We start from the raw sequence: 22,488 nt of genomic DNA, 5'->3' as shown, positions 1-22,488 counted from the left end.
CGGCTTTGGTATTTCTGAAGGCTATGAAATGAAAAGCAAAACAATTCGCCGCTGGTCCTTCGTCCACACCTGGACCAGCCTGATCTGCACCGTGTTCCTGCTGATGCTCGCGCTGACCGGCCTGCCATTGATCTTCCATCACGAGATCGACCACTTGCTGGGCGATGCCGCTGAATTGAAGGCGATGCCGGCGGACACCTCGCAGCTGAATTTGCAGCAATTGGTGCAGGCCGCTGAAAAGCATCGCCCTGGCGAAGTCATGCAGTATTTCGGCTTCGACGAAGACGAGCCCAACGCCGCGATTACGATCATGGCGGCCACCGCCGGCACTGAACCGAATTCGTCTCACACCTTCATGCTCGACGCCCGTACCGGCGAAGCGCTGGAGATGCCATCGGCCAATGGCGGCTTCATGATGATCATGTTGCGCCTGCACGTGGACATGTTCGCCGGTCTGCCGGGCAAGTTGCTGCTGGCATTCATGGGGATTCTGTTCGTGGTGGCGATTGTCTCCGGGACGGTGCTGTACCTGCCGTTCATGCGGCGCTTGAAATTCGCCACCGTGCGCCAGGACAAATCCACGCGTCTGCGCTGGCTCGATCTGCATAACCTGATCGGTGTGGTGACGCTGACCTGGGCCTTGGTGGTCGGTGTCACCGGCGTCATCAGCGCCTGCGCCGACCTGTTGATTGCCGCGTGGCGCAACGACAGCCTGAGCGCGATGGTCGCGCCGTACCGCGATGCGCCGCCGCTGACACAACTGGCGCCCGCGACCCGCCTGCTCGACATCGCCAAGGAAGTCGCACCCGACATGCAGCCGGACTTCATCGCCTTCCCCGGCACACGCTTCTCCAGCGAACACCATTACGCGGTCTTCATGAAAGGCAGTACCCAACTGACCTCGCACTTGCTGACACCGGTGCTGATCGACGCCAGCACCCTGCAAGTCACCGCCGTGGCCGAACGCCCGTGGTACATGGACGCCATGGGCATGTCTCAACCGTTGCACTTCGGTGATTACGGCGGCATGCCGATGAAGATCCTCTGGGCGACCCTGGATGTGCTGACCATCATCGTCCTCGGTAGCGGAGTTTACCTGTGGGTGGTGCGGCGCAAGGCGGCGAAACCGGGGCTCGAGAACGCGGAGAGTCCAGCATGAGGCCGCGGCAATCGAATTTCTGGAAGGTCTTTTCCACCCCCACGGTTATCGCCCTGCTCAGCGCTGCGGGGCTGTTCGCCGCGTTACTGGGGGACGGCGTGTGGGACGCCTTGAGCTGGCTTGGCCTGGGCGTTCCCGCAATCCTCGCCCTGCGCGGCCTGCTGCAACACCACTAAAACCTGTGGGAGCGGCGGTGCGGCGATCCGACTTGCTCGCGAAGGCGGTGTGTCAGTAAACATTGATGCTGACTGACACACCGCCTTCGCGAGCAAGTCGGATCGCCGCACCGCCGCTCCCACAGGGGTTAGGTATTTACTTCGATCTTGAGCTCCCGGATCAACGCGCTATGCTGCCCAGCACTGCCCCACACACCGAGACGCGCCCATGTCCGCCCCCAGCATGACCCTGTTCCACAACCCGTTGTCGCCCTTCGTTCGCAAAGTCATGGTGCTGCTGCACGAAACCGGTCAACAGGACCGCGTGGCGCTGCAAGACTGCGTGCTCACGCCGGTCAGCCCGGACCTGATACTCAACGAAGACAATCCGCTGGGTAAAATCCCGGCCTTGCGCCTGGCCGATGGCAACGTCATCCATGACAGCCGAGTGATCCTCGATTACCTCGACCACCAGCACGTCGGCAACCCGCTGATCCCGCGTAACGGCTCGGCTCGCTGGCGGCGCCTGACCCTGGCCTCCCTGGCCGACGGGATCATGGACGCTGCGGTGCTGATTCGTTATGAAGTCGCCCTGCGTGCCCCGGAAAAACACTGGGACGCATGGCTCGATGGCCAGCGCGAGAAGATTCGTCGCGGCCTGGCATTGCTGGAGATGGATGCGATTGCCGAGCTGACCAGCCATTTCGATGTGGCGGCGATCAGTGTTGCCTGTGCGTTGGGCTACCTGGATTTGCGCCATCCGGATCTGGAATGGCGCACGACGAATCCGAAGCTGGCGAACTGGTATTTTGAGGTGAGTCAGCGGGCTTCGATGCTGGCGACTATGCCGAAGGTTTAGAGTTTCGCTGGCTGTCAGGGCCTCTTCGCGAGCAGGCTCGCTCCCACAGTTGATCAGTTGTGTGCACGAATTTTGTGTTCACTGGAGATCCTATGTGGGAGCGAGCCTGCTCGCGATGGCACCACACCGGATCTAACGGAAACAATCCGAATATCAGCGTCGCCAACACCTCGCCCTCGCGCTGATCCTCGCGCAACCCCAACGACCGGCTCATTCCACTGCCCCAATATCAAACACCAACGGCTTGGCCGACTTCTGCCCAATCCCATACCAGTCCAGCTTGCGGGTCAGCACCATAAACACGCCCAACAACCCGAACAACAGCAACGACCCCATCAACAACGCGTAATCCTCTGCACTCAGCAAGCCATAGAGCAAGCCATACAACGCCGCCAATCCCGCCGAAAAACTCAAGCCGTGACGCACGCTGCGCAGCACATGGCAGACATAAAAACCGATCAACAACACACAGCCGCCCGCCGACAACAGGTACGCCAGCGCAAAGCCGATGTGCTCGGACAGCGACAGCAACAGCAGGTAGAAAAACGCCAGGGCTACGCCCACCAACGCGTACTGGATTGGGTGCACGGCCATGCTTTTGAGCACTTCGAACAGGAAAAATCCGGCGAAGGTCAGGGCAATGAACAGCAGCGCGTATTTGATCGCCCGATCACTCTTGAGGTACTGATCCACCGGATCGATGAAACTCACCCCGAAGTTGCGGCTCTTGAACTCGTCACAACGGTCGCTGGTCAGGCAGTTGGTCAAGGCTTCTTCCAGGTTGGTGGAAAAGAACGAAGTCTGCCAATTCGCGGTAAAACCTGTCCCGGTGACTTCACGCTGAGCCGGCAAGTAGTTGCCGATAAAGCTCGGGTGAGGCCAGTTGGCCGCCAGTTGCACCTTGCTGGTTTTGCCGACCGGAGTGATCTGCAACTGGCCGGTGCCCTGCAGGCGCAGGTCAAAGGCGAACGCCAGTTCCGCGCCTTTGTGCCTGTCCAGCGCGGGCAACATGACGTGTGCCCCCTCGCCTAGCCAGCCCAGCTGCGTGCCCGGTTCAAAGTCCAGGCTCTGACCATTGAGGTCCAGTTTCAGGGCATTTTCGATCCCGCGGATATCGCTGATGCCTATCGTCAGAAACGCTTGATCAAACTGATAATCGGCGAAATCTTCCTTGATACCCAGTTGCGCGGGAATCGAAAACAAGCCGCTGATGTGGTTGTCGGCGTGGTACAGCCGCGCCTCGTAAATACCCCGCGAGCGCAATTCGGTCTGCACCTTGCCGTCGAGCTCGAAACGCTCCGGCAGAAAATACAGATGGCCGCGTTCTTCGCCGGTTTCCTGGTAGCGCTTGTTGGTTTTCTCATTGGTCTTCCAGATCCGCACCACTTTGCGATACGGCACCACCATGATCGGACCGCTCAGTTGCTGGCTGTAGCTGGAGCTGCGGGCGATGTCTTCGAGCACGCCGTCGCGCAGTCGCTGACGGTCATTGATGATCCCGTTGATCAGCAGCAGAGGAATCATCAACAGCAGAATCAAAAGGGCAATCGCCCCCAGTTTTAGGGTCAGGCTACGGTTCATGGGACTCTCCCTGTTTGGATGGGGAGAGTCTGGGTTGGGTGTGTGGGGGATTTATGGGAGGAATGTGGAGAGTGTGTGGAGACTGACGCTAAGGCAGGTGCAACATGACCTCTACGCCGTTATCGACATTACCGATGCTGACCGCTCCACCATGCAACTTGACCACCTCTTCAACGAAGTTGAGCCCCAACCCCGTGCTCTTGCGCCCGCTGTCCGGTCGCGGCAGTGAATAGAAACGCTCGCTCAGTCGCGGCAACGCATAGTCGGGAATGGCCTCAGCCTGGTTGAACAGCCTGAACTCAATTTGCTCCCCAATGCGCTCAGCACTGAATCGCAACAAACCCTGAGTCGGGGTGAAATCCAACGCGTTCTCCAGCAGATTGCCCAGCGCCTGACGCAACAGGAACGGTTCACCGGTCAGCACCAGATCCGCCGCAATGGTTTGTTCCACGCGCAACTGCTTGCCTTCGATGCGCGCCGCCTGAGCGCTCAGCAACTCATCTACCAACTTCGCCAGCGGCACCGCCACCCGCTCTTCCAGCCCTTGGCGCTGCTCGACCAGGGCCAGATTCAACAGGCGCTCGATCAACTGCTGCATCCGCGCGCTTTCCCTGTCGATGTTGCTGACAAAACGCTGCTGCTGGGCCAGCGGCATCTCGCCTTGCAGCAACTCCGCCGCGCCGCGAATCGCCGCCAGCGGGCTTTTCAGTTCGTGGGTCAATGTGTGCACGTAACGCTCGACGTAGGCTTTGCCTTCGAGCTGCGTGCGCATCTGCTCCACCGCCGTCGCCAGCTGTTCCAGTTCGCCGCCACGGTAGTGCGGAACCTCGACCCGTCGGCCTTCACTGACGGCCTGAGCGTAAGCAGTCAGCCGCCGCAGCGCCGCGCTCAACCACCACGACAACAGCGCGCCAAACAGCAGACCGAGGCCGATCAAACCGGCACCCCAGGCAAGCAATCGCCGTTCGGTGCGATCAACGTATGGCTGCAACGAGCTGTTGGGTTTGGCGACGGTGACCACGCCGATGATCTGGCCGTTGTCGCGAATCGGGGCGCCGACGTGCATCACTGAGGAGTTCGGATCGTCCGGATCGCTGCGGCTGGAACGAGCGCCATATTCGCCCCGCAGGGTTAGTAAAACATCGTTCCAGCGCGAGTAATCCTGCCCCACTGCCACACCGCTGGAGTCCAGCACCACAATGCCCTTGGCATCGGTGACGTAGATCCGGTGGTTGACCTGATTTTTCGGCAATCCCCAGATGTTCGCCTTCGGTTGCCGTTCGCCATAAGCCTTGAGCAGCTCGGGCCAGCGATTCTGGTTCAGGGTGCCGGCCTTGAAGTCGTCGCGCAGGATTTCGGCCATGAGATTGGCGGTGTCGACCAGCGTTTCTTCGGTGGACTGACGCACGCCGGGACGGATTTCTTCCATCACGGTGTTCAGCACGAAGTAGCCGGTCAGGCCGATAAACAGCACATAAACCAGAAAAATCCGAATCCCCAGAGGCATCAGCTATGCCCCGGGTTGTAGCTGTAGCCGAGGCCGCGATGGGTCTGGATCGGGTCCCCGTCGGCTTTCACCTGGCGCAGTTTGGCGCGCACGCTCTTGATGTGGCTGTCGATGCTGCGCTCGTACCCGGCATCTGCAGCGACGCCCAGCGCATCGAGCAATTGCTCGCGACTGAAGACCCGTTCGGGTTGGTCCAGCAGGCATTGCAGCAGACGAAACTCATGGCGGGTCAGGGTTAGAAGCTGACCGCGGTAGCTGATCTGCACCCGTTCGCCGTCAATGCGAAACAGCGCCGATGGCACCTCGGCTGTCGCTCGCGGCGCCATGCGCTTGAGAATCGCCCGGACCCGCGCCGCCACTTCCCGAGGGCTGAACGGCTTGACCACGTAATCGTCGGCACCGATTTCCAGGCCCACGACGCGATCGATTTCGGCATCACGGGCACTGAGAAAAATCACCGGCACTTCGCTGAAACGCCGCAATTGCTTGCAGGTCTCGAAGCCGCTGATGTCCGGCAGACCAATGTCGAGAATGATCAGGTCGGCCGGGGTCTGGCGCTGATGCTCAAGCGCAGCGGCGCCAAGGCTCAGCCAGGTGGTGGTGAAGCCCTCACCCTGCAAGGCGAAAATCAGGGTGTCGGCAATCGCCGCTTCGTCTTCGACAATCAGGATATGAGGCATGGCGTCCGAGCCCGGGAGTTAAGTGGGCGAACGGTGCCCCAAGGCTCACGTCACGTCAATGAGACCACTTGAAATCAGCAGTCGGGCTTGTCCGCCGTAAAGCGCCGTGCCGGGTTCACCGCCGCGCCGAACTCACGCAAGGCTTTGGCACCGATCAACAAAGGGTAGTTGAAGCTGCTGCGGTCGGTGAGGTTGACCTCCACGGTGCGCTTGACGTTGCCCAGGCACAGTTCCAGATCGACCACCGGACGCTTGGTGGGTTCGACCGCTTCCTTGTCATCCTCATCTTCTTCGGAGCGGGTCTTGATCTTGCTGATCCGCGCGACCTTGTGTTCGTAGACCTTGTTGCTCGCGCCTTTGGTGGCGAGGCGGAAACGCACCCACTCGTCGCCATCGCGGGTAAAGGTTTCGATGTCTTTGGCCGACAGCGACGCGGTCAGGGCGCCGGTGTCCATCTTGGCTTTGAGGACTTCGCCACCGATTTCCGGCAGCGCGATGTATTCGTAGCGCCCGTACAGGGTCGGCTCAGCAGCCAGGACCGGCAGGGCCACGAGGGAAAGCAGTGCAAGGAGGGATTTCACGTAATGGGCTTCCTTGAGGAGTGGGCAGCGGGATTTTAGACCGTTGTACGCATGATCGTTCCCATGCTCCGTGTGGGAATGCCTCATGTGACGCTCTGCGTCACGCTTCTGGGACGCAGAGCGTCCCGGGCTGCATTCCCACGCAGAGCGTGGGAACGATCGGTGTAGAGAGGTTAGCGGTTTGAAGGTGAAACATTCGTCGTCACCGATTTGGCCTGCCGTCCGAAGCTGCTTATCATTGCGCGCCCAAAGGCTTTCAAGAGTTATTTATGCGCCGCCTGCTCACCGGCTGTTTCGTTACCCTGCTGCTGTTGCTCAACACCTTGGTCCTGTTCGGGCCGCTGATGGTGTTCGCCTTGCTCAAACTGGTCCTGCCCGGGCGCTTGCGTGATTACGCGTCATGGACGGTGATGGGGATCGCCGAGACCTGGGCCGAAATCGACAAGCTGATTTTCCGCCTGTGCATCCCCACGCAATGGGACATCCGTGGCGGCGATGACCTGCGGGTCGACACGTCGTATCTGGTGATCAGCAACCATCAATCCTGGGTCGATATCCCGGCGCTGATCCAGACCCTGAACCGACGCACGCCGTTCTTCAAGTTCTTCCTCAAGAAAGAGCTGATCTGGGTGCCGTTCCTCGGGTTGGCGTGGTGGGCGCTGGATTACCCGTTCATGAAACGCTATACCAAGGCATTCCTGGCGAAGCACCCTGAGCTGGCCGGCAAGGATCTGCAGATCACCCAAGCGGCGTGCGAGTTGTACAAGCGTCAGCCGGTGACGGTGGTCAATTACCTGGAAGGCACACGCTTTACCGCCGCGAAGCGTGCCCAGCAGCAATCACCCTTCACCCACCTGCTCAGGCCCAAGGCTGGCGGCGTGGCGTTTGTTCTGGCGGCAATGGGCGAACAGCTGGACGCCGTCCTTGATGTGACGGTGGTGTATCCGCAGCAGGCGATTCCGGGGTTCTGGGATTTGCTCAGCGGCAACGTGCCGAAAGTCATCATCGACATCAAGACCCGCGAACTCGACCCGGCACTGTGGCAGGGCGACTACGAAAACGATCCGCAGTTTCGCGAAACCATCCAGAACTGGGTCAACCATCTCTGGATCGAGAAGGACCAGCGCATCGACGCGTTGCGCGCCGAGCGCCGCTGAATCAGGTACCGGTGCCTGCGCCCCAGATCCCGCCCAGGTTTGTCAGCAGCGAACCGCCGACGCCCTGCTGACCGAAAAATTGCAGAAGCACGGGGGCAAACAGGCCGATCATGCCAGTGTCCATGCCCAATGCGTTGAAGGCACTGTTCAGGTCGTTGGTGTTATTCAGGTTGCCCAAGACGTTGCCCAGACCTGCCGCTTGACCGGACGAGCCAAGCAAGCCGCTGAGGAGGCCAAGTTGACCGCCACCGGACAGTAAGTCGATTCCGGGCACGCTTTTGGACAACTCCGAGTAGTCGGTCGAACTCAATTGATTCTTCGCCAGACCGAGCATCGCCCCGGCACCGCCAATGGCTTGTTCTGGCGTCACGTTCAATTGGCTGAGCGCACTCAGCAGACCGGCCGTCTGCGCGGTCATCGCGGTCGGCGCGGCCGCGGCGGCGTCATCGTCCTGCGTGCCAGAGATGGCATTGGCCGCATCGAACAGGCTGAACTGAGCAAAGACCGGACTGGCCGCCAGACACATCAGCGAAGCCAGTGCAAAACCGCGTGAAATCTTCATTCAGACATCCTCATGTGCCATGAAAACCGCCCGGCAATGGGCGGCGAAAAACCGTGTGTTGGACTGGCATCCCAGGGGATTGTTCCGAGTCTTGGCGAGCCGCCGACGAACAGTCGAAAAAGAATTGACCGGCGCTGCATCCAGTCTGGCCCCGCCCGCGTATATCAAGCACGGACAGACATTCCTGGCCGATTCCCTTACGAGGATCATCACCATGAAACGCACTTCGATCAAAACGCCGTTGATTGCCAGCCTGCTGACCCTGGCCCTTGGCGGCGGATTCGTCCTGAACACTGTGCAAGCGGCAGACACGAGCCACGCGGTCATCGTCGGCGGCCAGAGCATGATGCCGAGCAAGGACATCATCGATAACGCGGTGAACTCCGCCGACCACACCACCCTGGTCGCCGCCGTGAAAGCCGCAGGCCTGGTGGACACCCTCAAGGGCAAAGGCCCGTTCACCGTGTTCGCCCCGGTCAACTCGGCCTTCGCCGCCCTGCCGGCCGGGACTGTCGATACCCTGCTCAAACCCGCCAACAAGGCGACCCTGACTCACGTCCTCACCTACCACGTGGTCGCCGGGAAACTCGACATGATGACCCTGGCCGAGAAGATCAAGGCTGGTGGCGGCACGGCCGAACTGACCACCGTCGCAGGCGGCAAGCTGTGGGCAATGATGAACGGTCCGCACAACATCACGATCAAGGATGAAAAAGGTGACGTCGCCGACATCACCACCTATGACGTGTACCAGTCCAACGGTGTGATTCAGGTCATCGACAAAGTACTGATGCCGAAAAGCTGAGGCGTGCCGCCGACCCTGCGCATCAGGGTCGGCGGTTTCCGAGGTGACCGCCCATGAATGGAACTACCGCGCACCGTGAACTAACCTCTGCCTGCAACCGGCACCTCACCCAGCCCACCTCGATTGCCTGGAGAACTGCCATTCCCATCGCCGACGCCGATCAGCTCAGGCAGCTTCTGGCCCAGTGTTCACTGGGCGACCGCCGCGCTTTCGAGACGCTTTACCGCAGCGTCGGCCCACGGCTGCATGGCGTAGCGCTGCGATTCATGGGGCGGCCGGATCTGGCTGAAGAAGTGCTGCAGGAAAGCTTCGTGCGCATCTGGAACAACGCCTCGCGCTACGAGGCGCATCTGTCGGCACCGCTGACCTGGATGATCAACATCACCCGTCATCAGGCCATCGATCAGTTGCGCAAACACCGCGACCGGCCGTTGAGTGACCTTGAAGAACAGGCGCTGGTGGATGAAAGCCCATCGGCCCACGAACAGCTAAGCAGTGCCCGTGAGGCCAACGCCTTGAACCGCTGCCTGGAAAGCCTCGACGGCATGCAGCGTCAATCGATCACCGTGGCTTACTTTCAGGGGCTGTCCTGCTCTGAGCTCGCCGAACACCTGGCCGCGCCGCTGGGCTCGGTGAAATCCTGGATCCGCCGCGGTATGGAGCGACTGCGCAGGTGCCTTGAATCATGAACTATCAAACCCCGACCCTGCGCCGCGCCCTCGCCGCCGATTACGCCATTGGCTTGATGCCGTCTGCCGCTCGTCGGCGTTTCGAACAGCTGTTGCTGGAAGACGCGGCGCTTCGTGCTGAATTGGCGCAGTGGCAGGAAAGCCTGGCCAGTTTGACCGAAGCGCTGCCCGAGCAGCCGGTGCCGGATCGGGTGTGGCAGGGAATTACGGCACGGATTGAGCCGCAAGTGCTGCACATGCCGGAAAAACGTCCGTTCTGGAGCTGGTTACGAGTGACGGCTGCGGTTTGCTCACTGGTGATCGCCGTGACGTTGGGTGTGATTTATAACCGCGACAGTGCGCGTTACACCGCCACGCTGCTGACGGCCGACGCGCAGCCTGCGCTGAAGGTTGAAGCGCATGAGGATTATTTGAACGTTGAGCCGCTGACGCTGACGGCGGTTGATCCGGGGCGCAGTCTGGAGTTGTGGGCGATTCCGGCGGATGGCAAGCCGATTTCACTTGGGGTGATTCCGGCGGGCGGTAAAGGCAAGGTTGAACTGAGCGACGTACAGAAGACGCTGATTGGCAAACCGATTGCATTGGCGGTCAGTCTTGAACCGAAGGGTGGTTCGCCGACGGGGCAACCAACGGGACCCGTTCTGTATCAAGGCGCATTGGCGGCCCTTTAATGATCGTTCCCACGCTCCGCGTGGGAACGATCGGAGGCTCAACAAAAACGGCGACCCGAGGGTCGCCGTTTTGTTTTGCGTAAAGCCTTACGCTGCGCTGAACAGTTTGTGCGGATCGATCACAAACTTCTTCGGCACGCCCGCATCGAACTCGCCATAACCACGTGGCGCGTCATCCAGGCTGATGACTTCCACGCCAACGATGTCAGCAATGTGGATACGGTCCCACATGATCGCCTGCATCAGCTGGCGGTTGTACTTCATCACTGGCGTCTGGCCGGTGTGGAAGCTGTGGGATTTGGCCCAGCCCAGACCGAAGCGGATGCTCAGGCTGCCCATTTTCGCGGCTGCATCGACTGCACCCGGATCTTCAGTCACGTACAGGCCTGGGATACCGATTTTGCCGGCAACCCGAACCACGCCCATCAGCGAGTTGAGCACGGTGGCCGGAGCCTCGTGTTTCACGCCGTCATGACCATGACCGCGCGCTTCGAAGCCCACGGCGTCGACGGCGCAATCCACTTCTGGCTCGCCCAGCAGTGCAGCGATCTGTTCGTGCAGCGGGGTGTCCAGGGACAGGTCGGCGATTTCGAAACCCTGAGCCTTGGCGTGCGCCAGGCGGACGGTGTTGACGTCACCGATGATCACCACCGCTGCGCCCAACAGGCGAGCGGAAGCGGCAGCAGCCAGACCGACAGGACCGGCACCAGCGATGTACACGGTGCTGCCCGGGCCAACGCCCGCCGTCACTGCGCCGTGGTAACCGGTCGGCAGGATGTCGGAGAGGCAGGTCAGGTCGCGGATTTTTTCCATCGCGCGATCGCGATCCGGGAGTTTCAGCAGGTTGAAGTCGGCATACGGCACCATCGCGTATTCAGCCTGACCGCCGGTCCAGTCGCCCATGTCGACATAACCGTAAGCACCGCCCGGACGCGCCGGGTTAACGCTCAGGCAAACGCCGGTGTGCATTTCCTTGCAGGAACGGCAGCGCCCGCAAGCCACGTTGAACGGTACGGACACCAGGTCGCCGATTTGCAGGTTTTCGACGTCGCTGCCCTTCTCGATCACTTCACCGGTGATCTCGTGGCCCAGTACCAGGCCGGTTTGAGCGGTAGTACGGCCACGCACCATGTGCTGGTCGGAACCACAGATGTTGGTGGAAACCACACGCAGGATGACAGCGTGGTTAATCTTCCTGCCGCGCGGGTCCTGCATTTTTGGATAGTCGATTTTCTGTATTTCGACTTTGCCATTGCCGAGATACACCACACCACGATTGCCAGACATGCTTTCACCTCGCTGTTGTTTTTATGTAGCGGTCGCGTCGCTATGGAACGGCGGCGCGTTGATTGCTCGGGTTATTGCTTGTGTGTCTTGTGTTGTCTGTTATGCCGCCATCGCGAGCAAGCTCGCTCCCACATTGGATTTAGGGTGTGTCTGAGATCTGTGTCCCGACACAAATCCCTGTGGGAGCGGGCTTGCTCGCGAATGGGTCGCGTAGCGGCCCCAAAAATCTAAAGAACGACCGTTCTGTTGGCGTTCAAAAACACCCGTCGTTCAATGTGATAACCAACGGCCCTGGCCAGGGTCAGCCCTTCGATATCTCGCCCCTTGGCGATCAGGTCTTCGGGGTAATGACTGTGGTCCACAGCCTCTACGCCCTGGGCGATGATCGGGCCTTCGTCCAGGTCGTTGTTGATGTAGTGCGCCGTGGCGCCGACCAGTTTCACGCCCTTGTTGTAGGCCTGGTGATAAGGCTTGGCGCCCTTGAAACCCGGCAGCAGGGAGTGATGGATGTTGATCGCCTTGCCGTCGAGTTTGCGGCACAGCTCTGGCGACAGGACTTGCATGTAGCGGGCAAGGATCACCAGTTCGGCGCCGGACTCTTCGATCACCTGCCAGACCTGACGCTCCTGCGACGGTTTGTCGTTCGGGTCCAGCGGGAAGTGGTAGTACGGAATCTGATGCCAGTCCGCCAACGGCTTGAGGTCCGGGTGGTTGGAAACCACGGCGGCCACGTCCATCGACAATTGACCGATGCGCTGGCGGTAGAGCAAATCGTTGAGACAGTGATCGGCCTTGGAGACCATGATCACCACTTTCGGGCGGTAGTTCGGCGCGGTCAGTTCGAAGATCATGCCGAAGGCTTGGCCGCGTTCTTCGAGCCCCGCGCGGAAGGCCTGTTCGTCAAAGCCGTCGGGCTGACGGAATTCCACGCGAATGAAGAAACGGCCCGAGAGCCGATCATCAAAGGAATGGTGTTCGGTGACGTAGCAGCCCTGCTCGAACAGAAAGCGGGTCACCGCGTCCACGGTGCCGAGAACGCTTGGGCAGTCGGCGGTCAGAATCCATGTGTCTGGGGCGCGGCTCATAATGCGGTGACTCCTATCTGATCGTTCCCACGCTCTGCGAGGGAACGCCGCCATGGACGCTCTGCGTCCGCTTTGGGACGCGGAGCGTCCCGGGATGCATTCCCACGCAGAACGTGGGAACGATCGTTACGCCTGGACGCTGAGGCCGTATTCAGCCGCAGCATCCTGCAACCACAACCACCAGTAATCCGAGAAGCTGCGACGAATCAGCAGTTCCCAGGTGTCTTCGGCGGTATGGCGGATCATCAGTTGCGACTTGGCAAACACGGTCCCCACAGCCTTGCCCACCGGGAAGCTGTTGGGGTGCACGTCGTAGCTGGTGGACTTCATCAGCACCTGGCGCACGTTCGGGCCGCTCAGTTCGAGGAGCTGCTGGCCGCCGCTGACGTTGGTGATTGCGATGTGCAGGTCGCCCAGCGCTTTACGCAGTTTTTGCTCGGCGGCGAACTCTTCACCGGTCGGCACGATCAGCAGCCATTCATCCGGCCCCATCCATTGCAGGCTGGTTTCGCCTTTGACGACGACGGTCAGCGCACCCGGCAATTCGATACCGAGGGCTTTGTGCACACCGGCAGCGAACGCCGCATCATGGCCATCGCCACGAATGGTCAGGTGGCCGAGGAGTTTTTTCTCACGCACGATCACGCCGGCGCTTTTGCGGCCCTTGCCCACCAGGCTGGCGAGGTCGGCATGATGCAGCGACGACTCGGCCTTGGCCCCAGTGGTTGGGCGTTGTTGGTAAACATTGGCTGCGGTCATAAAGCACCTGTCCTGAAATTCTGTTGGTTCCGGCCCTTGTGGTGGCTGTACCGCCGCCTTCGCGAGCAAGCCCGCTCCCACATTCGACCGCATTCCCCTGTGGGAGCGGGCTTGCTCGCGAATGGGCCGACTCGGTGTCATTGCCCATCCACAAGCCTTGAAGCCATCAAACGTTCTGGCGATCACCCTTTGGATCGAAGAACACCGAAGAAACGATTTCCGCCTCGATCACGCTGCCATCGGCCAGCGGTGCGAACACACGCTCACCCATGCGCTTCAAGCCGCCCTTGACCACACCCATGGCAAACGAATAGCCCAGGGAGTTGTGCAAATAGCTGGAGGTGACGTGACCGACCATGGTCATCGGGATCGCTTGCTTGGTGTTGAACACCAGTTGCGCCCCTTCTGGCAGCCATTTGGTCGGATCGATCGGCTTCAGGCCAACCAACTGTTTGCGCTGATCACGCACGCAGTCTTCGCGGTTCATGCCACGCTGGCCAATCCACGAGAAAGGTTTAGTGCGACCGACACACCAGCCCATGTTCAGGTCGTCCGGGGTCATCGAGCTGTCAGTGTCCTGGCCGACGATGATGAAGCCCTTCTCGGCCCGCAGCACGTGCATGGTTTCGGTGCCATATGGCGTCAGGTTGTACTGCTTGCCAGCATCAACAATTTTTTCCAGCACGCCCATTGCATAGTCGGCTTGCACGTTGACTTCGTACGACAGTTCACCGGTAAACGAAATCCGGAATACCCGCGCCGGCACACCGCCGACCAGACCTTCTTTCCAGGTCATGAACGGGAACGCTTCGTTGCTCAGGTCGATGTCGGTGACTTCGCTGAGCAGCTTGCGGCTGTTCGGCCCGGACAAGGTCATGGTTGCCCAGTGATCCGTCACGGAGGTGAAGTACACCTTCAGGTCTGGCCATTCGGTCTGGTGGTAGATTTCCAGCCATTGCAGCACGCGTGCAGCGCCGCCGGTGGTGGTGGTCATCACGAAATGGTTGTCGGCGAGGCAGGCAGTTACGCCGTCGTCGAAGACCATGCCGTCTTCTTTGCACATCAGGCCGTAGCGAGCCTTGCCCACGTCGAGCTTGGTCCAGGCGTTGGTGTAGATGCGGTTGAGGAACTCACGGCAATCCGGGCCCTGGATGTCGATTTTGCCCAGGGTCGAAGCATCCAGCAGGCCGACGCTGTCGCGCACGGCTTTGCATTCGCGTTTCACGGCAGCGTGCAGGTCTTCACCGTTTTTCGGGAAGTACCAAGGACGCTTCCACTGACCGACGTCTTCGAACTCGGCGCCGTTCTTCACGTGCCAGTGATGCAGCGCGGTGAAACGCACAGGCTCGAAGATATGCCCACAGTGACGACCGGCCACAGCGCCGAAGGTCACCGGCGTGTAGTTCGGACGGAACATGGTGGTGCCCATCTGCGGGATGGTCACGTTCAACGAACGGGCGGCAATGGCCAGACCGTTGACGTTGCCGAGCTTGCCCTGGTCAGTACCGAAGCCCAGTGCGGTATAGCGTTTGACGTGTTCGACCGACTCGAAGCCTTCGCGGGTTGCCAGTTCGATGGCGGCCGCGGTGACGTCGTTTTGCAGGTCGACGAATTGCTTCGGCGCACGTGCGGTGTTCTTTTCGTGCGGCACCTGGAACAGCGCCAGTGTTGGCTCTTCCAGACGGCTCAGGGCTTTCGGCAAGGTGCCTTCGACCACGCTGAAACCGGCTTCACTGGCTGCGCGAGCGCCGCCTTCAAAACCATCGGCCAGGGAATCGCCGAGACCATAAACGCCGTTGATGCCACCGACGCACACGCGCTTCTGCGGTGCTTCGCCCGGTACGAAACCGAGGATGTCTTCACGCCAGATCGGCTTGCCACCCAAGTGCGACGCCAGGTGAACCACCGGGCTGTAACCGCCGGAGCTGGCAACCAGGTCGCACTCGAGCCACTCACCAGGACTGGTCACGGTGTGCGCTTTGACATCGATCGCGGCAACGCGAGCGGCGGTCACGTGCTTGCTGCCACGGGCCTCGATCACGGCGCTGCCGGTCAGGATGCGGATGCCTTTGGCGCGTGCTTCTTCAACCAGCGCACCGCGCGGATTGCTGCGGGCATCGGCGATGGCGACGACTTGCAGGCTGGCGTCGAGCCAATCCAGAGCAACGCGATAGGCGTGATCGTTGTTGGTCGACAGCACCAGTTTTTTACCCGGTGCCACACCGTAACGACGCACGTAAGTCGACACAGCGCCGGCGAGCATGTTGCCCGGCACGTCGTTGTTGCCGTAAACCAGTGGACGCTCGTGAGCGCCGGTCGCCAGCACTACACGCTTGGCGCGAACCCGGTGGATGCGCTGACGGACCTGGCCAATCGGGGCGCGGTCGCCGAGGTGATCGGTCAGGCGCTCGTGAATGGTCAGGAAGTTATGGTCGTGGTAACCGTTGACTGTGGCGCGCGGCAACAGCAGCACGTCCGGGGTGTCTTTCAGTTCGGCGATGACGCTGGCGATCCATTCGGCAGCAGGCTTGCCGTCGAGGCTTTCGCGGGAGTCGAGCAGGCTGCCGCCGAACTCTTCCTGTTCATCGGCGAGGATCACACGGGCACCGCTGCGGGCAGCAGCGAGTGCAGCGGCCAGGCCAGCAGGGCCACCGCCGACGATCAGCACGTCGCAGTGCTGGTTCATGTAGTCGTAGGTGTCCGGATCGTTCTCGGTCGGAGAGCGGCCAAGACCGGCGGCTTTACGAATGTACTTCTCGTAAGTCATCCAGAACGATTGCGGGTACATGAAGGTTTTGTAGTAGAAGCCCGGCGGCATCAGCTTGCCGCCGACCTTGCCGAGAATCCCCATCATGTCGTTGTTCACGCTCGGCCAGCCGTTGGTGCTGGTGGCGACCAAACCTTGATACAGCGCTTGTTGCGTGGCGCGTACGTTCGGGATCTGCGTGGCTTCGGTCGCGCCGATTTGCAGCACGGCGTTCGGCTCTTCGGCACCGGCGGCGAAGATGCCACGCGGACGGGAATACTTGAAGCTGCGACCGATGATGTCGACACCGTTGGCCAACAAGGCGGCGGCCAGGGAGTCGCCCTCAAAGCCCTTGTAGCTCTGGCCGTTGAAGGTGAAGCTCAGCACTTTGTTGCGGTCGATCCGTCCACCGTTGGACAGGCGATTGATCTGGCTCATACCTTCTCTCCCAGAGCCGTGGCGGCCGCTTTCGGGCTATCGGTCTTGTCGGTGAATTGTGGCTTGGTGCCGATCTTGTAGGTTTCGAGAATCTCGTAGGTCACGGTGTCACGGGTGGCGTTGAAGTACTGACGGCAACCGGCGACGTGATCCCACAGCTCGTGGTGCAGACCGCGAGGGTTATCGCGGAAGAACATGTAGTCGCCCCACTCCTCGTCGGTGCAGTTGGTCGGATCCAGTGGACGCGGGATGTGCGCCTGGCCGGATGCGTGGAATTCCTCTTCGGAGCGCAGTTCGCCGCAGTGAGGACAGAAGATATGCAACATGGGGATTTCTCCTGTTAGTGGGCAACCGCAGCAGCGCCGTGTTCATCGATCAACGCACCGTTGTGGAAACGGTCGATGGAGAAAGGTGCAGCCAATGGGTGCATTTCACCCTTGGCCAGACTCGCGGCAAACACGTTGCCCGAGCCAGGTGTTGCCTTGAAGCCACCGGTGCCCCAACCGCAGTTGAAGAACATGTTCGGGACCGGAGTTTTCGAGATGATCGGGCATGCGTCTGGCGTGGTGTCGACGATGCCGCCCCACTGACGGTTCATGCGCACGCGGGACAACACCGGGAACATCTCGACGATGGCCTGAATGGTGTGCTCGATCACCGGGTACGAACCACGCTGGCCGTAGCCGTTGTAGCCGTCGATGCCGGCGCCGATCACCAGGTCGCCCTTGTCGGACTGGCTGATGTAACCGTGTACGGCGTTGGACATGATCACGCTGTCGATAATCGGCTTGATCGGCTCGGACACCAGCGCTTGCAGCGGATGCGATTCGATCGGCAGACGGAAACCGGCGAGCTTGGCCATGTGCCCGGAGTTACCGGCAGTGACCACACCAACGCGCTTGGCGCCGATGAAGCCTTTGTTGGTTTCAACACCGATGCACACGCCGTTTTCCTTGCGGAAGCCGATCACTTCGGTCTGTTGAATCAGGTCAACGCCCAAGGCATCGGCGGCACGGGCAAAGCCCCACGCCACGGCATCGTGACGGGCCACGCCGCCGCGACGCTGGACGGTAGCGCCCATCACCGGATAGCGAGTGTTTTTCGAGCAATCGAGGTACGGAATCTCGTCGGCCACTTGTTTGGCATCGAGCAGTTCGCCGTCGACACCGTTGAGGCGGTTGGCGCTGACCCGACGCTCGGAATCACGAATGTCTTGAAGCGTGTGGCACAGGTTGTAAACGCCGCGCTGGGAGAACATCACGTTGTAGTTCAGGTCCTGGGACAGGCCTTCCCACAATTTCATCGCGTGTTCGTACAGGTGCGCCGACTCGTCCCACAGGTAGTTGGAGCGAACGATGGTGGTGTTGCGCGCGGTGTTACCGCCGCCCAGCCAGCCTTTTTCGACCACGGCCACGTTAGTGATGCCGTGCTCTTTGGCGAGGTAGTAGGCGGTCGCCAGACCATGCCCGCCACCGCCGACGATGACCACGTCATAGACCTTTTTAGGGGTCGGCGTGCGCCACATCTTCTGCCAGTTTTCGTGATGGCTGAGGGAGTGTTTGAAGAGGCCGAAGCCCGAGTAGCGTTGCATAGTCATTTACTCCAAAACCGCGCTCAGCGATAAACCGGGAAGTCCGCGCACAGGGCCGAAACTTGCTGCGCAACATTGGCCTCGACATCGGCGTCGCCGAGGTTGTCGAGGATGTCGCAGATCCAGCCGGCAAGCGTGACGCACTGGGTAACCTTGAAGCCGCGAGTGGTCACCGCCGGGGTGCCGATGCGCAGGCCTGAGGTCACGAACGGCGACTGTGGATCGTTCGGGACAGCGTTCTTGTTCACGGTGATGTGGGCGCGACCGAGTGCTGCATCCGCCTCTTTGCCGGTGAGGCCCTGACGGATCAGGCTGACCAGGAACAGGTGGTTATCGGTACCGCCGGACACTACATCGTAGCCGCGTTTGATAAATACGCCGGCCATGGCCTGGGCGTTGTCGATCACTTGTTGCTGGTAAGCCTTGAAGCCTGGTTCCAGCGCTTCCTTGAAGCACACCGCTTTACCAGCGATCACGTGCATCAGCGGGCCGCCCTGGGCACCCGGGAAGACTGCCGCGTTGAGCTTCTTCTCGATTTCTTCGTTGGACTTGCACAGGATCAGGCCGCCACGTGGACCGCGCAGGGTCTTGTGGGTGGTGGTGGTGACCACATCGGCGTACGGCAGCGGGTTCGGGTACAGGCCGGCAGCGACCAGACCTGCAACGTGAGCCATGTCGACGAACAGCAGCGCACCGACCTTGTCGGCGATCTGACGGAAGCGTGGGAAGTCGAGGGTCTTGGAGTAAGCAGAGAAGCCGGCGACGATCATCTTCGGCTTGCACTCGACGGCCAGGCGCTCGACTTCGTCGTAGTCGATCAGACCGGTTTTGGTGTCGATGCCGTACTGCACGGCGTTGTACAGCTTGCCCGAGGACGACACTTTGGCGCCGTGGGTCAGGTGACCGCCATGGGCCAGGCTCATGCCCAGAATGGTGTCGCCGGCTTGCAGCAGAGCCAGGTACACGGCGCTGTTGGCCGAGGAACCGGAGTGCGGCTGCACGTTGGCGTAATCGGCACCGAACAGTTGCTTGGCGCGTTCGATGGCCAGCGCTTCAACTTTATCGACGTGCTCGCAGCCACCGTAGTAGCGCTTGCCCGGATAGCCTTCGGCGTATTTGTTGGTCAGGCCACTGCCTTGCGCTTCCATGACGCGTTTGCTGGTGTAGTTCTCTGAAGCGATCAGCTCGATGTGATCTTCCTGGCGTTGCTCCTCGGCATTCATCGCCGCCAGCAGTGCATCGTCGTAACCCTGGATCTGGTCTTGCTTGCTGAACATCGCGTCTCTCCCAGCGGCATCTATGCGCCATTCGTCTCGGTAAGGCACTGGTGTTTCGACAGTGCCCTTTGAATGCGATGGTATGACCGGCGCAGACAGGCCAAATGCCTACGGACGCCACGCAAAGGTGCGTTTACGACATGGCGGAGAATGGCATGCCGAACACACTCCTCAAATCAACAAGGAACCCCTGTGGGAGCGGGCTTGCTCGCGAATGCGGTGCGCCAGTCGACAACAATGCTGAATGCCACACCGCATTCGCGAGCAAGCCCGCTCCCACAGGGTTATGAGGCGACTTGGCGGACAAGTAGCAACAGTAAAAAATGCAGCGGATACAGCACATACGCCCAGCGACGCATCGGTAGCCGAGGATTGAACCGGCCGGCGTAACGCAGCAAAAGCAGGCCGGCCAGTGGCGCAATCAGACAAGCGGCGATGCCGAGGATGGCTTCAACATTGTGAAACCGCGCGGACAGAACCAGGGAAACGCCAACCGCCCCGGCACATACAGCAGATCGACGGAATAACCAACATATCGCAGGTGATCGAGCACCATGCTCAACAGCGCCAGCCACTTGAGCAGATCCAGTGCCCCATCCCTTTGCGTCCTGTGCATAATTGCCCGTCGTCTTTGTATTTTTCTGTCAGACGCATCGCGTGTGCTCTCCGGATGATCTTCGGTAAAGTGCGCACCATCATTGACCACGAGGTTCTTCACCATAAGAGCCTCGACCACGGAAAGCAGGGCCATGACCGATAAGAGCCAACAATTCGCCAGCGACAACTATTCCGGTATCTGCCCTGAAGCCTGGGCCGCCATGGAACAGGCCAACCACGGCCACCAACGCGCCTATGGCGACGACGAATGGACGGCACGCGCGTCCGACGATTTCCGCAAACTGTTCGAAACCGACTGCGAAGTATTCTTCGCCTTCAACGGCACCGCGGCCAACTCCCTGGCCCTGTCGTCGCTGTGCCAGAGTTACCACAGCGTGATCTGCTCGGAAACCGCCCACGTCGAAACCGACGAATGCGGCGCACCGGAATTCTTTTCCAACGGTTCCAAGCTGCTCATCGCCCGCACTGAGAACGGCAAGCTGACCCCGGAATCGATCCGCGAAATCGCGCTCAAGCGCCAGGACATCCACTACCCGAAACCGCGCGTCGTGACCCTGACCCAGGCCACCGAAGTCGGCAGCGTCTACACCCCGGAAGAAATCCGCGCCATCAGCGCCACCTGCAAAGAGCTGGGCCTGAACCTGCACATGGACGGCGCGCGCTTCTCCAACGCCTGCGCTTTCCTCGGCTGCTCGCCGGCCGACCTGACCTGGAAGGCCGGCGTCGACGTGTTGTGCTTCGGCGGCACGAAAAACGGCATGGCGGTGGGGGAAGCGATTCTGTTCTTCAACCACAAGCTGGCTGAAGACTTCGACTACCGCTGCAAACAGGCCGGGCAACTGGCCTCGAAGATGCGCTTCCTGTCGGCGCCGTGGGTCGGGATTCTGGAAAACGACGCCTGGCTCAAATACGCCCGCCACGCCAACCACTGCGCGCAGCTGCTGGCTGAACTGGTGAGTGACATTCCAGGTGTGGAACTGATGTTCCCGGTACAGGCCAACGGCGTGTTCCTGCAACTCTCGGAACCGGCCATCGCTGCGCTGACGGCCAAGGGCTGGCGCTTCTACACCTTCATCGGCAACGGCGGCGCACGCTTCATGTGCTCGTGGGACACCGAAGAAGAACGCGTACGGGAATTGGCGGCGGATATTCGCGAAGTCATGTCCCGCTAAGCTGCAACCCGATCCCTTGTGGTGAGGGGATTCATCCCCTCACCACAAGGTTCACGTCCACCCCACCCGCCTGCGTTTGCTCCATCGTCTACATTGTTGTCGAGCCCTCCGCTCAGACAATAATAATCAGGAGCGTACGCATGTCACTGAAAGGCAAAACCCTGTTCATCACCGGTGCCAGTCGCGGGATTGGTCGTGAGATCGCGCTGCGGGCTGCGCGGGATGGGGCCAACATTGTGATTGCCGCCAAAAGTGCCGAGCCGCACCCCAAGTTGCCGGGCACGATTTTCAGCGTGGCCAAGGAAGTCGAAGCCGCGGGCGGCAAGGCGTTGGCCTTGCAGGTGGATGTGCGTGATGAAGTCGCGGTGCGCGAGGCTCTGGCCAAGGCCAACGAGCATTTCGGCGGCATTGATGCGCTGATCAACAACGCCGGGGCGATCAAACTGACCGGGGTTCAACACATCGAACTCAAGCGCTTCGACCTGATGCACCAGATCAACACCCGCGCCGTGCTCCTGTGCAGCCAGGCCGCCCTGCCCTATCTGAAGAAAAGCGGCGGACACATCCTCAGCCTTTCCCCGCCACTGAATCTGGCGAGCAAATGGTTTGCGCAGTACAGCCCTTACACCGTTACCAAATACGGCATGAGCATGCTGACATTGGGCATGAGCGAGGAATTCAAAAACTACGGCATCAGTGTCAATTCGTTGTGGCCGCAAACGATGATTGCGACCGCAGCGATCGAGTTTCAGCTCGGATCACGCGAGTCGTTCAAGCATGCGCGCACGCCCGCGATCATGGCCGATGCCGCCCATGTGATTCTGAGCAGCAGCGGTCGCAGCATTACTGGGCGATTGCTGATTGATGAGGAAATCCTGGGTGAACACGGGGTGACGGATTTTGAACCGTATCGGTTCGCGCCTGACACCACCGACCCGCTGATGCCGGACCTGTTTGTCGACTGAAGAAACAACCGATCAGAAAAGAATACAAAACCTGTGGGAGCGAGCCTGAACTGGCCTAATGATTTTGGACACTTCAATCGGGCGCTATGATGGCGCCCAAATCTGAGGTGTCTGGATATGCGTAAATCTTATTCGAGTGAGTTC

At 60.5% G+C, this 22,488-nt stretch carries 21 protein-coding genes and 1 pseudogene; 9 read left to right on the top strand and 13 right to left on the bottom strand.

Translation table 11 applies throughout. The features are described 5' to 3' along the window. Positions 1 to 28 precede the first annotated feature (28 nt). From ASC74_RS10100 to ASC74_RS10090, 3 genes are all read left to right on the top strand, one after another. The gene (locus ASC74_RS10100) at positions 29 to 1,159 is read left to right on the top strand and encodes a PepSY-associated TM helix domain-containing protein (protein ID WP_056741333.1); all 1,131 of its coding nucleotides are present in this window, start codon (positions 29 to 31) and stop codon (positions 1,157 to 1,159) included. After that, positions 1,156 to 1,335, top strand: a complete 180-nt coding sequence (locus ASC74_RS10095; RefSeq protein WP_046045329.1) for a hypothetical protein — start codon at positions 1,156 to 1,158, stop codon at positions 1,333 to 1,335. The genes ASC74_RS10100 and ASC74_RS10095 overlap by 4 nt, the downstream gene beginning before the upstream one ends. A 208-nt stretch (positions 1,336 to 1,543) precedes the next feature. Next, positions 1,544 to 2,173 (top strand): glutathione S-transferase, encoded by a 630-nt coding sequence (locus tag ASC74_RS10090; protein WP_056741261.1) that lies wholly within the window; start codon positions 1,544 to 1,546, stop codon positions 2,171 to 2,173. A 210-nt stretch (positions 2,174 to 2,383) separates the two neighbouring features. Here the strand turns inward: ASC74_RS10090 and creD are convergent, their stop codons facing one another. The 4 genes from creD to rloA2 form a co-directional block, all read right to left on the bottom strand. After that, on the bottom strand, positions 2,384 to 3,754 hold the full coding sequence (creD, locus tag ASC74_RS10085) for a cell envelope integrity protein CreD (protein ID WP_056741260.1): 1,371 nt from the start codon (positions 3,752 to 3,754) through the stop codon (positions 2,384 to 2,386). Between the two features lie 88 nt (positions 3,755 to 3,842). After that, positions 3,843 to 5,261 carry a two-component system sensor histidine kinase CreC gene (gene creC, locus ASC74_RS10080; protein ID WP_056741259.1) on the bottom strand — a complete coding sequence of 473 codons (1,419 nt, stop codon included), beginning with the start codon at positions 5,259 to 5,261 and terminating at the stop codon, positions 3,843 to 3,845. Beyond that, on the bottom strand, positions 5,261 to 5,941 hold the full coding sequence (gene creB / locus ASC74_RS10075) for a two-component system response regulator CreB (protein ID WP_056741258.1): 681 nt from the start codon (positions 5,939 to 5,941) through the stop codon (positions 5,261 to 5,263). Before creB ends, creC begins: the two co-directional genes overlap by 1 nt. Positions 5,942 to 6,015: 74 nt before the next feature. Next, positions 6,016 to 6,522 (bottom strand): retropepsin-like aspartic peptidase RloA2, encoded by a 507-nt coding sequence (gene rloA2 / locus ASC74_RS10070; RefSeq protein WP_033053442.1) that lies wholly within the window; start codon positions 6,520 to 6,522, stop codon positions 6,016 to 6,018. Between the two features lie 269 nt (positions 6,523 to 6,791). On the opposite strand from rloA2, the gene ASC74_RS10065 reads away from it, so the two are divergent. Further along, positions 6,792 to 7,679 carry an acyltransferase gene (locus tag ASC74_RS10065; protein WP_056741257.1) on the top strand — a complete coding sequence of 296 codons (888 nt, stop codon included), beginning with the start codon at positions 6,792 to 6,794 and terminating at the stop codon, positions 7,677 to 7,679. Between the two features lies 1 nt (position 7,680). On the opposite strand, the gene ASC74_RS10060 is transcribed toward ASC74_RS10065, so the two are convergent. Next, positions 7,681 to 8,241, bottom strand: coding sequence for a DUF2780 domain-containing protein (locus ASC74_RS10060; protein ID WP_056741256.1), 561 nt, complete (start codon positions 8,239 to 8,241; stop codon positions 7,681 to 7,683). A gap of 214 nt (positions 8,242 to 8,455) precedes the next feature. On the opposite strand from ASC74_RS10060, the gene ASC74_RS10055 reads away from it, so the two are divergent. From ASC74_RS10055 to ASC74_RS10045, 3 genes are read left to right on the top strand one after another with little or no spacing between them, the layout of a single operon-like run. Continuing rightward, complete coding sequence (locus ASC74_RS10055) at positions 8,456 to 9,046, top strand: fasciclin domain-containing protein (RefSeq protein WP_056741255.1); 591 nt, start codon at positions 8,456 to 8,458, stop codon at positions 9,044 to 9,046. 53 nt (positions 9,047 to 9,099) lie between these two features. Next, positions 9,100 to 9,735, top strand: coding sequence for a sigma-70 family RNA polymerase sigma factor (locus ASC74_RS10050; RefSeq protein ID WP_056741254.1), 636 nt, complete (start codon positions 9,100 to 9,102; stop codon positions 9,733 to 9,735). Further along, on the top strand, positions 9,732 to 10,406 hold the full coding sequence (locus ASC74_RS10045; RefSeq protein WP_056741253.1) for an anti-sigma factor: 675 nt from the start codon (positions 9,732 to 9,734) through the stop codon (positions 10,404 to 10,406). Before ASC74_RS10050 ends, ASC74_RS10045 begins: the two co-directional genes overlap by 4 nt. An 87-nt stretch (positions 10,407 to 10,493) precedes the next feature. Here ASC74_RS10045 and fdhA read toward each other — a convergent pair whose 3' ends face one another. From fdhA to ASC74_RS30920, 8 genes and pseudogenes are all read right to left on the bottom strand, one after another. Next, the gene (gene fdhA, locus ASC74_RS10040) at positions 10,494 to 11,693 is read right to left on the bottom strand and encodes a formaldehyde dehydrogenase, glutathione-independent (protein ID WP_007947729.1); all 1,200 of its coding nucleotides are present in this window, start codon (positions 11,691 to 11,693) and stop codon (positions 10,494 to 10,496) included. 227 nt (positions 11,694 to 11,920) lie between these two features. Next, entirely contained in the window at positions 11,921 to 12,778 is an 858-nt protein-coding gene (gene purU / locus ASC74_RS10035) for a formyltetrahydrofolate deformylase (RefSeq protein WP_008147101.1), read from the bottom strand. A 126-nt stretch (positions 12,779 to 12,904) separates the two neighbouring features. Beyond that, entirely contained in the window at positions 12,905 to 13,537 is a 633-nt protein-coding gene (locus ASC74_RS10030) for a sarcosine oxidase subunit gamma (protein ID WP_056741252.1), read from the bottom strand. 166 nt (positions 13,538 to 13,703) lie between these two features. After that, a complete protein-coding gene (locus ASC74_RS10025; protein WP_056741251.1) occupies positions 13,704 to 16,721 on the bottom strand; it encodes a sarcosine oxidase subunit alpha in 3,018 nt (1,005 codons plus the stop codon). Next, complete coding sequence (locus ASC74_RS10020; RefSeq protein WP_008147095.1) at positions 16,718 to 17,047, bottom strand: sarcosine oxidase subunit delta; 330 nt, start codon at positions 17,045 to 17,047, stop codon at positions 16,718 to 16,720. Before ASC74_RS10020 ends, ASC74_RS10025 begins: the two co-directional genes overlap by 4 nt. Positions 17,048 to 17,061: 14 nt before the next feature. Continuing rightward, on the bottom strand, positions 17,062 to 18,312 hold the full coding sequence (locus tag ASC74_RS10015) for a sarcosine oxidase subunit beta (protein WP_007947735.1): 1,251 nt from the start codon (positions 18,310 to 18,312) through the stop codon (positions 17,062 to 17,064). Positions 18,313 to 18,335: 23 nt separating this feature from the next. Beyond that, entirely contained in the window at positions 18,336 to 19,589 is a 1,254-nt protein-coding gene (glyA, locus tag ASC74_RS10010; protein WP_033053962.1) for a serine hydroxymethyltransferase, read from the bottom strand. 284 nt (positions 19,590 to 19,873) lie between these two features. Continuing rightward, a pseudogene (locus ASC74_RS30920) lies at positions 19,874 to 20,205 on the bottom strand (TraX family protein). A gap of 133 nt (positions 20,206 to 20,338) precedes the next feature. Here ASC74_RS30920 and ASC74_RS10000 point away from each other — a divergent pair. Continuing rightward, complete coding sequence (locus ASC74_RS10000; protein WP_046045314.1) at positions 20,339 to 21,379, top strand: threonine aldolase family protein; 1,041 nt, start codon at positions 20,339 to 20,341, stop codon at positions 21,377 to 21,379. Positions 21,380 to 21,519: 140 nt separating this feature from the next. Further along, a complete protein-coding gene (locus tag ASC74_RS09995) occupies positions 21,520 to 22,344 on the top strand; it encodes an SDR family oxidoreductase (RefSeq protein ID WP_056741249.1) in 825 nt (274 codons plus the stop codon). Positions 22,345 to 22,488 lie beyond the last annotated feature (144 nt).

It is taken from the genome of Pseudomonas sp. Root329 (genome assembly GCF_001424925.1).
GTDB lineage: Bacteria > Pseudomonadota > Gammaproteobacteria > Pseudomonadales > Pseudomonadaceae > Aquipseudomonas > Aquipseudomonas arabinosi.
The sequence above is the reverse complement of the archived record's forward strand: the minus strand, read 5'-3'. Positions and strand labels throughout refer to the sequence as shown.